This window comes from Paenibacillus wynnii, from assembly GCF_030812855.1.
GTDB classification, from domain to species: Bacteria; Bacillota; Bacilli; order Paenibacillales; family Paenibacillaceae; genus Paenibacillus_AQ; species Paenibacillus_AQ wynnii_A.
The window spans coordinates 90,492-104,495 of sequence record NZ_JAUSTK010000014.1; the positions used below are offsets into that span (position 1 = coordinate 90,492).

Genomic DNA, 14,004 nt, shown 5'->3' on the forward strand with positions numbered 1-14,004 from the left:
TTACCAAGTTCTAATGAGAATTGAATTTCCTACCGGACAAATGATTTGTCTCGACTCGACAATAGTCTCTCATAATAAAAAGAATTAATTTGACGCTCCAATTGACGTGTTCTCCATTGATTTTGAATACACTCTACATGATAAAAATTTCTCACATCTTCTTTTTCAATACGCCTTAAAAATATACTCCTTATCCACTTCCTTTTGGTGCTTTTCACAGTACCTATACCAAATACTACGCACATACTATGCAGACCAACACCTTGGAAACCGTCCACCAAAACTTGTCGGCCATGAAATAAATCGGTTCAAGTCCAACGCCTTTCAGCGCGTAGTTCAGAATACCTGTGGACGGCGATAATAAAGCGTAAACGATGCTGCCAAGTACGATCCAAGAGATGAAATGCGGAATGTACAACAAATTTTGCAACGTTCGTTTGTACCATTCCACCCGCACCTCATTCAGCATTAACGCCAAAATAATGGGCGCAGGAAAAGCAAACAGAAGAGTATACAAATTTAACAGCAGCGTATTTTAAAGAATCAAATACATAACCACCGGTACCAGAAGCAAATACAAAAACCGGTCCCGAGAAGTATACTTCCACACAGACTGCAATGCCGTCCCTCCATTCTGTTGTTTGATTGTCGTTTGCCTTTTTAGAATAGTAGGGTCCCTAAACCGTTGAAATCTTCACTTTTTGTTATGCTACTCTTTTTCGATACAACGTCGTCCCACATTTTTTGTGAAACCCTCCTTTTTCCTTCTACGGGACAATAAACAAGAAAACGGGTGTGAAAAAGGAATCCCCTACCGTCAAGTAGCAAATGAACCTAGCTTCATCTGTAGCCTCAAATCTACAGCTCTACCGCAACATTATCCAAGAAACCAGCGCCTGATTCATAATATAATGAACACTACTATATCCCGGACAAAGAAGGTGCAGGTATTGACTCGTGAAGTAAGAACCGTGGTCTTCGACACAGACCTGAATTTTGAAGCCTATCAGTTTGAGGGGATTATGCAGAAGTTCCCCAACCATTTTCACGACTATTATGTGATTGGGTTTATTGAGCAAGGCAAGCGGCATCTGGTCTGCAACCAGGAAGAATATATTCTAAATAGCGGGGATGTCATTATCTTCAATCCGCACGACCCTCACGCCTGTGCTCAGATTGACGGAAGCACCCTGGACTACCGATGCATCAATATTCAGCCGGAGGTCATGCGTAAATATGTGCTGGAAATTACAGGCCAGGAGTACACGCCGCAGTTCACACAGAACGTACTTTACCAGAGCGAGCTGGCTCTTCCCCTTCATGATCTGCATCAGATCATTCTGGAGGACAAGGAGGATTTCCACAAAGAGGAGTTGTTTCTGTTCCTGCTGGAGCAGTTGCTGAATGAATATACGGATGCGGACTTTCCTCCTCCCGCACAGGAACTGACCTTAGAGATTATGACCATTTGCGAATACATGGAGTCCCATTATACGGAGAGCATTACCCTCAATCAATTAAGCGACCTAGTCGGATTAAGCAAATATCACTTGCTGCGGCTGTTCACCAGACAAAAAGGCATCTCCCCCTATTGCTACCTGGAGACCCTGCGGATTAACCACGCCAAGCGACTGCTGGGGCAAGGCATGCCCCCTTTGGAGGTTGCCGGTCAGACCGGATTCAGTGACCAGAGCCATTTTACGAATTTCTTCAAAAAACTGATCGGTCTCACTCCCAAGCAATATATGCTCATATTCACTCAGCAAGCACGTGCAGAGGATACCCCCTCATGACGGAGGAACGTAAGACAACCACCGGGCACTCGCTCGCTTTGCTGACCATTCTGATCTGGGGAACGACTTTTATCTCCACCAAGATCCTGCTTATTGACTTTACGCCCGTGGAAATCCTTTTTTTCCGCTTCCTGCTTGGATATGTGGTGCTGATCCTGATCTACTCACGTCCCGTGCGGACAGCATCCTTTCGGGAAGAACTGCTGTTCATGGCGGCTGGATTATGCGGGGTAACCTTATATTTTCTCATTGAGAATATAGCGTTGGTCTATACCCTTGCCTCCAACGTAGGCGTGATTGTGTCGATTGCTCCCTTTTTGACAGCAGTATTGGCACATTTCTTCTTGGAGGGAGAAAAGCTGCATCGGCAATTCCTCTTCGGATTCGGGATAGCCCTCACCGGGATTATACTAATCGGACTGAACGGGAGTTTCATCTTGAAGCTTAATCCGCTTGGAGATCTGCTGGCCTTCCTGGCCCCTGCGGTCTGGGCAGTCTATTCCGTACTAATGCGCAAAATCAGCCAGCGGAACTACCACACCATCGGGAGTACACGCAGAGTGTTCTTCTATGGATTGCTGTTCATAATTCCTGCCCTCTTCCTGTTCGAATTCCACCTCGACCTGGGCCGTCTTGGAAATATGACGAATCTCTCCAACATGCTCTTTCTCAGCCTGGGAGCTTCGGCTCTGTGCTTTGTGACCTGGAACCGGGCCGTCGGCTTTTTGGGTGCGGTCAAAACAAGCGTGTATATTTATCTGGTGCCTGTCATTACCGTATTCGCATCTTTGTTGATTCTGCAGGAGCAAATAACCTGGGTAACAGGGCTGGGGACGGGACTTACACTTCTGGGGTCGTTGATTTCGGAAGGAAAAACCAATAAGGTTACTTCTTCAGCGTAGGGATCGCTCTTCGTGAATAGGAACGAGTATAAGCAAAAAAGTGACCTCGGGAGGTCGCTTTTTGCTTTATTTCATCCGAATCGATACTGACCCATTAATACCAGGGCTATACATCTCAGGTGTAATTCGACTTAATTTTTTCGGTATCGTGAGAGAACATCACATCGCCCACATGCGGCGATTCCGAGAATGCCCCCAACGTTTCTGAGCCAAAGTCCAGGATATACAAATTAATTTCATCTGGAGTATGCTGCTCTATCAGGGAAAGGATCAAGGTGGTCATAATCTGCCTAAAATTTCCTTGTATTTCCCTGTCCGAAGATAACGGCACATAAGCTTCTACGAGTGTAGTTACAGTTTTTGATCTCAACCGGGCGTCTTCCCTATTAATAAGCCGTACCTTTTAGATTTATTAGAACGACTCCCACAACAATCAGGAGTATTCCAGTAATATATGTAATACTGACGGTTTCTTTCCATACAATAATGCCGATGATCACTGTAACCATTGTCCCTACTCCTGACCATATTGCATAAGCCTTTCCTAGAGGAATTTGTTGAAGTGATAGGGAGAGCATGTAAAACGCCAGCCCGAAGAATAGCACCGTTGATAGGCTGGAATAAAACTTTGTAAAGCCGTTTGATACCTTAAGCATGGATGTTCCGAAGAGCTCACTAATGATGGCAATCATCAAAAATAAATATGACCTCATCCCCGACCACCCCCAGTCGGTTTTTCCAATTTTTTCCCATCCTCGCTCTTATTGATTCCTAACATTAAGAACTCTACCATTTGTGCCAATGTCTTTTCCAGCGATAACTCAATTCTGTTTGCAACATGGTAATCCATCATATGATACAAAGCCCCAATATACACCTGAATAAAAAGCTCCAAATCAAAGGGTCGAAAAACTCCTTCCGTAGTTCCTTCTTTGACTAACTGCCGAATATTCTCCCAGCCATGATTGACATACTCGTCAACCTCTCTCCACTGTTTTGGATATCGCTGTTTGAGTTCATGCAAAGTTCGTATGTCATGAAATACAAACCCATGTGGTAAGACCACTAAAGCCTTCATTACTTTTTGTTGAATGGTTAGTGAACGGTCATCTATTAATTTTCTCTCGGCTTCTCTCATTTCTTTAATGGATTGATCAACAATATGTCCAATGATTTGTTCTTTTGACTCAAAATATTGATATATGGTTTTTGTGCTAATTCCCAGATGGCTTGCGATATCTCTTATTGAAAACTTAACACCCCGCTGCATAATTTCCTCCATAGTAACTTGAATAATTCTCTCTTTCATGATACACATCCGATCATTATTAAATGTATAGATTTCTCTAGCTTCGTGTTGAATATGTCGTCGTATGTTTGATCAACTTGGGCATGAATATCAGCGGATATATAAGAAGAAATAAATTAGGAACCCACCATAATGCATCGAAATCATGTCGAAGTCCCCAGAAAGCAATTGCCTGTAAACCTGAACAAAATGTCAGGCTTAAAGAAATGATACAATAGGACGACCATACACCTAGTTGCCTCTTAAATAAGTAAATACTCATTAAACCTGTTAAAGAAATCACAAGATCCAGCGGAACGAAAGACAAATTCCAAGCTAACATAAGTTCGTTTTCATAATCCTTATAAAGATATTCTTTAGGCAATAAATCTGAGTAAACCATAAGCCAATATAAAACAAATCCAATATCTGTGAACAACATGAATGCCTTCAATACTTTTCCCATGCCATTATCGCTCCAATACTTAAGTGAATGGAAAACGAATAAACTAAATTGTTTTCTTAGTTTTCTAGTTTATCTTATACTCCTATATATTTCAATTTTTTTGTCCAATGCAATATCACCACGCAAAAAGATCCGGCCTCGCTCCTCTGGCTGAAAAAAAGACACTGACGAATACGAATTCGTCAGTGTCTTTAGTATTTCTTAAGAAATTGGCGGCCACGATTCGGCGGGAACCGCTGTTAGAACTGTACGCAGTTGCCGGTTAGCAAAGACGTTACAAATCCCTTGCTCTCGCATAATTGGCCCTAATTGGGACCAACTTAATACAAGTACAATTCCAAAGCTCCCCTAGCCCACGTAGGAATCTCTTGTCTACAAAAACTGATTTGTGAACGTTTGATTTCTGCCACAACCTCAGGTTCACTGGTGTTGTCGATAATGGTGACTTCATCTGAAATCTCCAAGGCAGGCTTCAGGTTACTTAAAGATTGACCATATCTCCACCGGATATCTTCTTCCGCAATCCAGTGCCCTCCCTGTTCCACTCTTGAAGCTACCCGATCAATATGCATCTGCACATCCTGCAAACCAATATAATACATGACGACCTTATAACCTTTTTCTTTAGCTGTCTTCATATGACGTAAAACAAAACTTCCCGACAGAGTAGTTTCTATAGCGAAGTTTTCTTTTCGCCCGATTAACTCCCTTATTTGCTTTACAGCCTCTCGTCCAGCAGACAGGTCAGCACTTCTGGGATCTTCCGGGTTAATCTTTTTGGCAATCTGGTCAGGATCAATAATAGTTCCAACGTAATCCCTCATTTGAAAGCTGATTGTGCTTTTCCCGGCTCCATTAGTGCCAGCAAAAACAGTCATTACAGACTCTGGTTCAGTCATAGCTAACAAACTCAGTGCGATTTCCGGCTACATCGTAAGTAATCTCAAATTTTTGCCCAGTGGCATCTTCACGTATCCGCTTGCCGTCTTTTATATAATAAATGGATGCTCCAGCCTTTTTGGCCTCTGCGATTGCATGCTGATTGGCCTTTTTCAATAACCGTTGCAATTCTTCCCTTTGGGGCAGCATTAGAATAGCACCTCGCTTGAATTTCGATTTTTATTTATAATATTATAACACAATCCTTAGGGTTAAATAATTAACCTGGCTACAGCTAGAACCTAACCTAATTTTGTCAACCTACAGTCCAATTTTTACAGGGTATAATAGAAATAAAACCATGAGGACTTATAAATGGACAATATCAAGGACAAATATAATGCGGCTCTGACGCATATCGATGAACTCAAGCTGGAAGTTGCCCGATTGAGAAATCTTCTGGGACTTTTAAATGATGACAACACAACAAGTACGAATGAACAAATAATGTCTTATTCCACCTCCCCAGCAAAAGAAAGCAAAGAGACAACTGTTGGAGAAACTAATGTTCACCAGTACTCTACCGTAGAGCACAAGATCGCCCTATATAAAAGTTATTTTCGCGGCAGAGACGATGTATACCCGATTCGCTGGAGCAACAAACAAGGTAAGTCCGGATACTCGCCCGCCTGCGCCAATGAGTGGACTTCCGTCTGTGAGAAACCCAGAGTGAAATGCTCGGTTTGCAAACACCAGAGCTTCATGTCTCTTACAAGCGAAGTGCTGTCAGCCCATTTAGATGCACGGCAAGACAGAACTATTGGCATATATCCAATGCTGCCAGATGAAACCTGTTGGTTTTTGGCAATGGATTTTGACAAACATGATTGGCAACAGGATGTTACTGCCGTGATGCAGCTATGCAAAAGTCATGATATACCCGCACTGTTAGAACGCTCACGTTCCGGCAATGGTGGTCACATCTGGATTTTCTTCAGTCAAAATGTTGAGGCTGCTACAGCAAGAAGATTTGGAATGACTTTGCTGAGTTTAACCATGAACAAGAGATATCAGATCGGCATGGAATCCTATGACCGTCTGTTTCCCAATCAGGATACGCTACCCAAAGGCGGCTTTGGCAACTTAATTGCTCTCCCGCTTCAGGGTGGACCACGTAAACAGGGAAACAGCAGCTTTATTGATGAACACTTCGAGCCCTATGCTGACCAATGGAGTGTTTTATCCGGACTTGGCAAGATGACCGAAGACGAGGTGAAGCAATTTATATACAAGCACGGGGAGCGTGGGCTTTTTAACAATGACAGTATTACAGCGGGATCAGACCACGGAGCAGATGGATTGACCTTGTTACAAGAGAACCAGACTCAGATAGAAGAGGTTCTGATGGAACCTTTGCCTGCTGAAATACAGGTCCTGTATTCGGATCGTCTTTATATCCTCAAGTCTGGACTTCCCTCAAGTGCAATTCATGCTCTGATCAAAATAGCTTCCTTCTCCAACCCTGATTTTTATAAAGCACAAGCGATGCGGCTCTCCACCTACGGTAAACCCCGGGCATCTCATGCGCAGAGGATACGGGGAATTATGTAGTTCTTCCAAGGGGATGCCTGCAGGATGTGTTATCCTTTTTCGAGCAAAATCAGGTCAAAATATCACTTGAGGAACAACGATCGTCTGGAACTTCAATAGAGGCAGAGTTCACCGGTACGCTGACCACTCTTCAGGATACAGCAGCCAGAGCGATTCTAAACCGGGATATAGGCGTTCTCTCTGCGTCAACCGCGTTCGGTAAAACTGTCGGAGCAGCCAGCATCATCGCTTCAAGAAAGACAAACACCCTTATTCTAGTGCACCGCCGGGAGCTTATGGAACAATGGCAGGAACGTTTGCAAACCTTTCTCGAAGTTCCTAAGCAAGCAATCGGTATAATCGGCGGCGGCAAAAATAAACGAACCGGCATCATCGACATCGCTGTCATTCAGAGCCTCAACAATAAAGGAAATGTTAAACCCTTCGTAAGTGAAAACGGACAAGAAGCAATTGTACGATTCCAGCTTGGACCGGTGCTATTGAAGGTGGATGCCAAAACCTTAAGCAGCTCCAGAGGATTTTCATTAAGGGTTGTCCCCCGTTATACTCACTTTCAGATCAAGTCAGGGGAACAGGCTTCCGGTATCCAGGACATCTATCAGCAGCTTGTAGACAACGAGGAACGTAACACGCTTATTTTTGACGATTTGCTTACCTGCCTGGATGAAGGCCGCTCTCCTCTGCTGCTGGTTGAACGAACCGCTCATGCTGAATATTTTGCAGAGAGATTGCAGGCTTTTGCCAAAAATGTAATTGTGCTTAGAGGCGGAATAGGAAAAAAGCAGAGAGAAGCTCTACGCGCCCAAATCGCCTCTATTCCAGACGATCAAGAACGGGTAGTTATCGCTACCGGCAAGCTGATCGGCGAAGGCTTCGATGATGCCAGACTGGACACCTTATTTCTGGTCCATCCTATCTCCTGGTCAGGCACCTTGCAGCAATATGCGGGCCGCTTGCACCGAAGTCATGTGAATAAAGAAGAAGTGAAAATATATGATTATATTGACCTTCAGGTCCCTATGTTAATGGCGATGTTCAAGAAAAGAGTAAAGGGTTATCGGATGATGGGATATAAGGGTGCGGAATTGTAACAAAGTGCATAAAAATAGAATGGGCGTGTTGAACCCCTTTCCCAAAAAGGGTCTTAATGCCTTGCTGGGAAAGGGGTTCTGGAAACTGAGGGGAGTCAAACCCCTGTCTGAAGGTAACGCCACATAGGTCTCTACGGGTGTTGTCACCGTTTGATGTCATCCTCAGAGACCTATATATTATCTTTCCTCAGAATGTTTTTTCAAAATATGAGCGATCATCTCTAACGAATGCAAACCTTTTGCAATATCTACTATAAACTCCACTGCATATTCACGTTCCATTCGTAGATGGTATCCATTCAACATTAAGAATGACTTAGTAACCAGATAGGCTGTCCGCTTATTGCCATTGTGAAAGCAATGGTTCTTTACCAAAAATTCTAGTAAAGTTGAGGCCTTGTCAAATAAAGTTGGGTAAGCATCCTCTCCAAAAATACTTTGCTGTGGCCTATGTACCGCAGATTCTAGCAGGCCGTGATCTTTAACACCCGCTTGATCTGCGTCGTTCATTCTTTTCATCATGAAATAGTGTGCTGAAATTACCTCTTCTTTGGTAAGAAAGTAGATCATATCATCGATCCCTTAAGTCCTCAAGAATACCCGTATCTTCTTCAAATACATCAAAGAACGCTTCAAGAACTTCTGGTCTTACATGATCGGGAAGTTGGACTTGCCGGGCTTTTTTTAACACCACTTCACCGCGATCATTTTCAACAAATTCGATTTCATCCCCTTGCGAAACATTCAACTTAGCAGCCAAGTTTTTAGGCAAGCTTACTCCCAGGCTATTGCCCATTCGTCCTATTTTACGGAAATAACGGTTCACATTCGATTTATCATTCATCACTTTGACCACACCATTCATTTGATCTTTTCCTCCTATAGTATGATCTACACACAATAAGTTATAACATAATAACAATTATAACGTATGTACATTTTATCATCTTTCTCTACAAATTTAAAGCTAGTACAAGACCAAAAATGTTAGTTTCGCAAAACTCTGAGTAACCGCAATCCCCTTCAAAAAAATTCAACTCCAGACATACCAAGCCCATCATAACTCTCCCTGTTGATGTAACAGTCGGAGAAGCACGGCGAAGTGAATCAGGAAGATTTCCCAAATGCAATAAGACTTACATGGCAGTATGTCTTCCAAGAATGGTTCAAAGAAAGCGGTTATGAATATGATGATACGAGGTTAGACTTTGAATATTATGATGAGCGTTATCATTTCCACCCCGATTCAGTTATGACATCTATGTGCCAGTAACTAAGAAGAGGCAATAGCCCACCCACTATAGTTGATCCCCTTGCCCATTCCTTAAACACATGCATACTTTGTTGGAAAATTTATTATCCATATATTTAGCTAAGATGATCCTTTCTTCGATCGATATTCGGTTATGATCCAAAAATTCCTGAAACGTTTTATAATCCTTCATTTCAATTTTTGGGAGTGGATATCCCTTTTGCAATCTGAATAGTTTCTGGAGTTTATTCCAAAGTTTTTGTGCACCTTTCTGTTCAAAACTTATTTTTCCCTCTTCTTCCATCCACCTTACCAATTGATGGTGATATGTTTTTATGGCTTCATTTTTACCACGAGCAATCATCATTTTGAGACTAAGCGGCTTCACACGCTCAATAATTTCGTAATGATACCAGAATGGCTCTTCAAAAAGTTCATAATCCGTGACCGTTTGTATAATGTTATTTCTCTCCACTTCCGCGATATCATATCCATTTTCCAACAACTGCTGAACAAGCAGGTTGTCATCTATTTCAGACAGAACCTCAATATAACATTCAAAAACAAATTCTCTGATCATATCTTGGTACTTTTCCTCAAAACTATTATGTAAAAAACCGATACCACTTGTATAGCTAGCTGTAGATTGACCTGTACACTCATCAAAAAAGTCTTCAACACTATAATAATCATCAATTGAAATTGATTCATTTGTCCGAATCAGCATGCCCGAACAATCCCATGGAGGATCGTATCTGTGAGTGATTTTGTATTTAGGTGCGAACATGAAATCATATGCCAACTCTTCTGCTAAATTAGCCAATAATACTGAAAACTTTGCATCAACCCTGTTCCTTATTTGTTCCGAGATACTTTCCACTGAATGTTTCAATATTCTACCCCTCCAACAAAAAAAACCATGCTTAATAAAAAGTTAGGCACGGTTCTTCCGTTAACTGATTGGTTATTTCAAAAGTCGTGCACTAGTCTCCTAACATGACTCATCCATTAATTTAACTACTCCTTTTCCGTCAAATTTCAGTTAGCCCCACCGTCTGCATCATTTTCGTCGATAAACCGTTCTAAATCGAAATTCTTAAGCTTATTGGCACAACAAAATTTATATTTCAGCCCGCTACCGCATGGACATGGAGCATATACGTTGGTCGGGCTAAGCTTTTGCATTAACGCTTTTCTAAGGTCGGATAACTCTTCTATATATTCAATTCCAATGATGCATTGGAGCTCATAGCGTTCACATAGTTGAAAAATTTTCTCGGCTCTCTCTTCTGATCTTACTTTTATGACAATAGGTCTATTCTCAAAGCCTAATTGAGGTGCAGAATGACTCATCGCCTTAGTGACGATCTGCTTGCGGTTCTCTTGGAGGTATTGATCTAAAGTTCTCTCGCTGGCCGGAATTTCATCCCTTCTGAGCCACATATACATTTCCGCTAAAGGGTAAAACGATTTTCGTTCATCCGGAAAAATCTCCAAGTCCACTAATGATAATGTAGGAGCTTCAGCCCCTGCAGCCGTTTCCTTAAATGATTCTAAAACCTCAAGCTCTTCCTTTGTCGGCATAAACGCTATTTTCTGGTTTGACTCCGTATGAATGTCATATAAGTTTTGCAGTCCTATAGCCAAAATCTCTCTCAGTTCAAGGATGGGCATCTTGGAGTAATGGCGGGCGTATATCAGCATCATTCTGCTATGATAAGCGGATTGCTCAAGGTTATTAACCTGAAATAAAAGCCCCCCCAGTGAATAATGGGATTCCACTTGGGACGGATCCACCTGAAGAGATTTCTCGTACGCAGCGGCGGCCAGCTCTGGTCTCCCTCCTTTCAAATACAGGTTGCCTAACCGATTCCACAGAAATCCGTCCTGACCATTTTCACAAAGCTTAGTTAGGAAGTTTTCTTCTGCATCGGTTACCCACTTGGGAGTACTCCCATCATAAAGGGCAATTTGGCCTACCCCGTAACGGGATTGATCTTCTTTAGCTCCAGCTAGCAACCTCGTCAAAAAACTAAATCCGAATAATGGGTCCTTAAGTTTCCAGTTCCCAGCTCTGTTGCATTGTTTGCAACGAAAATACCCTGTTGTTTGGACATAATCCAAAATGTCTCTTTGGGTGTGCTGGCCTTCTGAATCCTTCTCATCTTTCTGCCAATGGTCCAGGTTGAACGCGATGAATCCGAGATCGTAATGTCCTTTACTCCCGCAATGACCGCAAATCAATACCTTCTTGTAGGGTTCAAAATATGGATTGATCTTCTTTTTGTGTTTGACGATGAGTTTGGTCAAAACGCCAGGCAGCAGGGAAGCTGTCGGTTTCTCAGGAATGCTTGATAATGGTTGCCCTGTTAGAGTGGAAATAAGCAACGGATTAATAGCTGCATGGGGAGTTGGCATATTGTGATTCCCACCTTTTAATAATCATATCGACCATGTATTTTTATCGGTAGTTCAGTTTCATCAATTCATCCCGAAAAGCCGGCAAATATTTTCATAATGCTTCCTTGTGTCTGGAATTAGTCTGCCTCTGATTCAAATGAGTTCGGAACCATATGCCGTATAGCGGTGCTTCTTCCATCTCATCACATCCTTGCGGCTTGATATAATCCCTCTACATCGGGTTTAGGTTTAACTGGATCAACTTTTCGGGGCAACACAAAGTGAGTAGAATAGTGCCGTTCAACTTGAGACTCACCTGATCTCGAGAAACGGAGCGGACGTTTCGTTCCTTTTCCCCAGGACATATAAGCGGTGTAGGATTCCTTAAGGTCTAACTCCCTCGCTGTTTTCCGGAATTCTTTCATGATGAAGCTGAATTGACCTAGGTTACCGTGCAAAACCCGCTCGAGGTATGGAACCCTTCCAAATCGCCATTCCTCTACAAGCTTCGGGGAGATCTTCTCCATCTTCAAGAACAAATCCAGTGGGCTCGCATACCCTTTCTCCCAGATCAATTGATGCACCGTATGGCGAACCTTTTTCTGTAACTCATGTCTATTCAAACGAACTACGCCCTTTCATAGTGAAAAAGAACTTATCGTTCAATTCATTATAATTCAGTTCAGAGCGATCCATCCACGATTGGATTGCTTCTTCTGCATACTTGTTTTCGAACTTGTTCCACTCTTCCCAAATATCCAATTCATAAAGCGTATCTCTAAATTTTCGAAAAGGTTTATTACTATTAAGGGCATAAAATAGCTTCTCTTCAGGATCGGATTCGGTACGCTGAGCAAATTTTGTCATAACAAAAAATGCCTCATTCGAATCAATTTTTGGAATATCGACGTAACGTTCCTCGTTTTCCTCATCATCCCAATCAATACCCGGTTCACCAGTATACGATTCATCCAGATCCAGAATGACTTGTCCAGAAAGTAGATCCAAAAAATACGAATGCTCAAAGTTGTGATCCAAATAGGCTTCTATGAGCTCGTCCATCAATTTCATTTCAATCATCCCCCTTAATTTATATGACCCATTTTAGCAGAACTATGTCAGAGTGAAAACGAATAAACCGACAGTAAGGAGGCTCTAAATATTGGGGGCTATTCATTGTAGCCATTTGGACTACAATGAATAGCCCCTGAAATAGCAAAAAACCCGCTATATAAGCGGGTTTGCATAATGGAGCCGAGGGGAGTCGAACCCCTGTCCGAAGATAACGGCACATAAGCTTCTACGAGTGTAGTCACAGTTTTGATGTCACCCGAGTATCGCCCCGTAACCGGCTATACGTTGGGTCAGCCTGATTATCTTCTTCAGCTCACCCCAGGCGGAGATGAGACAGCGTATTCCACTACTTGTTAGCCCCTAGCCCTGTCACATGGACGATGCAGAGTAGAAGCACGCGCACAGTTTCTTAGGCTGCGAAAGCGTAGTTTGTTTGTTGTTTGCCGTTTAATAGGCTTTAGCGTTGATGAAGCGGACGCGTCCCCACTACTCGCTACTCATGCTCGAACTACCCCCGTCGAATCCAAGAACGGCCCCTCATTAAAAGGGCTTCTTCGGATCAAGCGGATCCTCAAGCAAAAAAGATCCAATCCACAGCTACTTCATCAGAAGAGACTGTTCAGAAGTTAAGCATTAAGCTTTTACTTAAACATTATATCACATTTATCAATACTTTAACACGAGGGTTAAAGGAATTGAAGGTTGATTCTGGAACCTTGCGATTTGGTGATCCAAGTTTATCTGGCGATCTTTTGCTTATCACGCAGTACACGTTGGATATCGCGCTGTGCATCTCTTTTGGCAGCTGTATCCCGTTTGTCGTACTCTTTCTTACCTTTACCTAAACCGATTAATAACTTGGCGTAACCGTTTCGCACATAAATTTTAAGTGGCACGATAGTGAAACCCTCACGCTTGGAATGTCCAAGCAGCTTAAGTATCTGGACCTTATGCATCAGCAGCTTGCGTGTACGTGTCGGGTCATCCGGGTTCGCTCGATTGCCCTGTTCAAAAGGACTGATGTGCATATTGTGAATGTGAATCTCGCCGTTCCGAATGGTGGCAAAGGCATCCCCAATGTTAGCACGCCCATTCCGCAGCGACTTAATTTCCGTTCCCGTCAGTACCAGGCCAGCCTCATAAGTGTCCTCGATAAAATAATCATGGGAAGCTTTTTTGTTCTGAGCGAGCACTTTCCCATCTGCTTTTTTGCCCATGAGAATCACTCCTTGAATCAAATTCAGAGCT

19 protein-coding genes and 1 other RNA gene are annotated in these 14,004 nt (G+C 42.7%); 4 read left to right on the forward strand and 16 right to left on the reverse strand.

Annotation, left to right across the window (positions count from 1 at the left end; genetic code table 11):
- Window positions 1-29 precede the first annotated feature (29 nt).
- Window positions 30-245: a DUF1016 N-terminal domain-containing protein gene (locus J2T20_RS25780; protein ID WP_373457807.1), complete on the reverse strand. Its 216-nt coding sequence runs from the start codon at window positions 243-245 to the stop codon at window positions 30-32.
- Window positions 236-451 carry a hypothetical protein gene (locus J2T20_RS14980; protein WP_307589633.1) on the reverse strand — a complete coding sequence of 72 codons (216 nt, stop codon included), beginning with the start codon at window positions 449-451 and terminating at the stop codon, window positions 236-238. The genes J2T20_RS25780 and J2T20_RS14980 overlap by 10 nt, the downstream gene beginning before the upstream one ends.
- A 499-nt stretch (window positions 452-950) precedes the next feature.
- Between J2T20_RS14980 and J2T20_RS14985 the strand changes: the two genes are divergently transcribed.
- Window positions 951-1,793, forward strand: a complete 843-nt coding sequence (locus tag J2T20_RS14985) for an AraC family transcriptional regulator (RefSeq protein ID WP_307589634.1) — start codon at window positions 951-953, stop codon at window positions 1,791-1,793.
- Window positions 1,790-2,695 carry a DMT family transporter gene (locus J2T20_RS14990; RefSeq protein ID WP_307589635.1) on the forward strand — a complete coding sequence of 302 codons (906 nt, stop codon included), beginning with the start codon at window positions 1,790-1,792 and terminating at the stop codon, window positions 2,693-2,695. The genes J2T20_RS14985 and J2T20_RS14990 overlap by 4 nt, the downstream gene beginning before the upstream one ends.
- Before the next feature lie 115 nt (window positions 2,696-2,810).
- Here J2T20_RS14990 and J2T20_RS14995 read toward each other — a convergent pair whose 3' ends face one another.
- From J2T20_RS14995 to J2T20_RS15020, 6 genes are all read right to left on the reverse strand, one after another.
- Window positions 2,811-3,065, reverse strand: coding sequence for an FtsK/SpoIIIE domain-containing protein (locus J2T20_RS14995; protein WP_307589636.1), 255 nt, complete (start codon window positions 3,063-3,065; stop codon window positions 2,811-2,813).
- A gap of 16 nt (window positions 3,066-3,081) precedes the next feature.
- The gene (locus J2T20_RS15000) at window positions 3,082-3,408 is read right to left on the reverse strand and encodes a DMT family transporter (RefSeq protein ID WP_307589638.1); all 327 of its coding nucleotides are present in this window, start codon (window positions 3,406-3,408) and stop codon (window positions 3,082-3,084) included.
- The gene (locus J2T20_RS15005) at window positions 3,405-4,004 is read right to left on the reverse strand and encodes a TetR/AcrR family transcriptional regulator (RefSeq protein WP_307589640.1); all 600 of its coding nucleotides are present in this window, start codon (window positions 4,002-4,004) and stop codon (window positions 3,405-3,407) included. The genes J2T20_RS15000 and J2T20_RS15005 overlap by 4 nt, the downstream gene beginning before the upstream one ends.
- Before the next feature lie 37 nt (window positions 4,005-4,041).
- Window positions 4,042-4,449, reverse strand: a complete 408-nt coding sequence (locus J2T20_RS15010; RefSeq protein WP_307589642.1) for a DUF5360 family protein — start codon at window positions 4,447-4,449, stop codon at window positions 4,042-4,044.
- 320 nt (window positions 4,450-4,769) lie between these two features.
- Window positions 4,770-5,348, reverse strand: a complete 579-nt coding sequence (locus J2T20_RS15015) for a zeta toxin family protein (RefSeq protein WP_307589643.1) — start codon at window positions 5,346-5,348, stop codon at window positions 4,770-4,772.
- A complete protein-coding gene (locus J2T20_RS15020) occupies window positions 5,341-5,538 on the reverse strand; it encodes a hypothetical protein (RefSeq protein WP_307589645.1) in 198 nt (65 codons plus the stop codon). The genes J2T20_RS15015 and J2T20_RS15020 overlap by 8 nt, the downstream gene beginning before the upstream one ends.
- A 165-nt stretch (window positions 5,539-5,703) precedes the next feature.
- Between J2T20_RS15020 and J2T20_RS15025 the strand changes: the two genes are divergently transcribed.
- Entirely contained in the window at window positions 5,704-6,939 is a 1,236-nt protein-coding gene (locus tag J2T20_RS15025) for a TOTE conflict system archaeo-eukaryotic primase domain-containing protein (protein WP_307589646.1), read from the forward strand.
- A 26-nt stretch (window positions 6,940-6,965) separates the two neighbouring features.
- Window positions 6,966-8,030 (forward strand): DEAD/DEAH box helicase family protein, encoded by a 1,065-nt coding sequence (locus J2T20_RS15030; protein ID WP_307589648.1) that lies wholly within the window; start codon window positions 6,966-6,968, stop codon window positions 8,028-8,030.
- Between the two features lie 177 nt (window positions 8,031-8,207).
- Here the strand turns inward: J2T20_RS15030 and J2T20_RS15035 are convergent, their stop codons facing one another.
- The 8 genes from J2T20_RS15035 to smpB form a co-directional block, all read right to left on the reverse strand.
- Window positions 8,208-8,600, reverse strand: a complete 393-nt coding sequence (locus J2T20_RS15035) for a type II toxin-antitoxin system death-on-curing family toxin (protein ID WP_307589650.1) — start codon at window positions 8,598-8,600, stop codon at window positions 8,208-8,210.
- Window position 8,601: 1 nt separating this feature from the next.
- A complete protein-coding gene (locus J2T20_RS15040) occupies window positions 8,602-8,895 on the reverse strand; it encodes an AbrB/MazE/SpoVT family DNA-binding domain-containing protein (protein WP_307589651.1) in 294 nt (97 codons plus the stop codon).
- Between the two features lie 433 nt (window positions 8,896-9,328).
- A complete protein-coding gene (locus J2T20_RS15045; RefSeq protein WP_307589652.1) occupies window positions 9,329-10,174 on the reverse strand; it encodes a hypothetical protein in 846 nt (281 codons plus the stop codon).
- Between the two features lie 146 nt (window positions 10,175-10,320).
- On the reverse strand, window positions 10,321-11,700 hold the full coding sequence (locus J2T20_RS15050; RefSeq protein WP_307589654.1) for a tetratricopeptide repeat protein: 1,380 nt from the start codon (window positions 11,698-11,700) through the stop codon (window positions 10,321-10,323).
- Window positions 11,701-11,885: 185 nt separating this feature from the next.
- The gene (locus tag J2T20_RS15055) at window positions 11,886-12,305 is read right to left on the reverse strand and encodes a hypothetical protein (RefSeq protein WP_307589656.1); all 420 of its coding nucleotides are present in this window, start codon (window positions 12,303-12,305) and stop codon (window positions 11,886-11,888) included.
- Window positions 12,298-12,753, reverse strand: coding sequence for a UPF0158 family protein (locus J2T20_RS15060; protein ID WP_307589658.1), 456 nt, complete (start codon window positions 12,751-12,753; stop codon window positions 12,298-12,300). Before J2T20_RS15060 ends, J2T20_RS15055 begins: the two co-directional genes overlap by 8 nt.
- Window positions 12,754-12,928: 175 nt before the next feature.
- Window positions 12,929-13,293, reverse strand: a transfer-messenger RNA (tmRNA) gene (gene ssrA / locus J2T20_RS15065).
- Between the two features lie 200 nt (window positions 13,294-13,493).
- Window positions 13,494-13,973, reverse strand: a complete 480-nt coding sequence (gene smpB / locus J2T20_RS15070; protein ID WP_036651280.1) for an SsrA-binding protein SmpB — start codon at window positions 13,971-13,973, stop codon at window positions 13,494-13,496.
- Window positions 13,974-14,004 lie beyond the last annotated feature (31 nt).

Coding starts and splice junctions, on each gene's coding strand:
- J2T20_RS25780 (WP_373457807.1), bottom strand. CDS start 245: ATGTGCGTAGTATTTGGTATAGGTACTGTGAAAAGCACCAAAAGGAAG.
- J2T20_RS14990 (WP_307589635.1), top strand. CDS start 1,790: ATGACGGAGGAACGTAAGACAACCACCGGGCACTCGCTCGCTTTGCTG.
- J2T20_RS15000 (WP_307589638.1), bottom strand. CDS start 3,408: ATGAGGTCATATTTATTTTTGATGATTGCCATCATTAGTGAGCTCTTC.
- J2T20_RS15005 (WP_307589640.1), bottom strand. CDS start 4,004: ATGAAAGAGAGAATTATTCAAGTTACTATGGAGGAAATTATGCAGCGG.
- J2T20_RS15010 (WP_307589642.1), bottom strand. CDS start 4,449: ATGGGAAAAGTATTGAAGGCATTCATGTTGTTCACAGATATTGGATTT.
- J2T20_RS15015 (WP_307589643.1), bottom strand. CDS start 5,348: ATGACTGAACCAGAGTCTGTAATGACTGTTTTTGCTGGCACTAATGGA.
- J2T20_RS15020 (WP_307589645.1), bottom strand. CDS start 5,538: ATGCTGCCCCAAAGGGAAGAATTGCAACGGTTATTGAAAAAGGCCAAT.
- J2T20_RS15025 (WP_307589646.1), top strand. CDS start 5,704: ATGGACAATATCAAGGACAAATATAATGCGGCTCTGACGCATATCGAT.
- J2T20_RS15035 (WP_307589650.1), bottom strand. CDS start 8,600: ATGATCTACTTTCTTACCAAAGAAGAGGTAATTTCAGCACACTATTTC.
- J2T20_RS15040 (WP_307589651.1), bottom strand. CDS start 8,895: ATGAATGGTGTGGTCAAAGTGATGAATGATAAATCGAATGTGAACCGT.
- J2T20_RS15050 (WP_307589654.1), bottom strand. CDS start 11,700: ATGCCAACTCCCCATGCAGCTATTAATCCGTTGCTTATTTCCACTCTA.
- J2T20_RS15060 (WP_307589658.1), bottom strand. CDS start 12,753: ATGAAATTGATGGACGAGCTCATAGAAGCCTATTTGGATCACAACTTT.
- smpB (WP_036651280.1), bottom strand. CDS start 13,973: ATGGGCAAAAAAGCAGATGGGAAAGTGCTCGCTCAGAACAAAAAAGCT.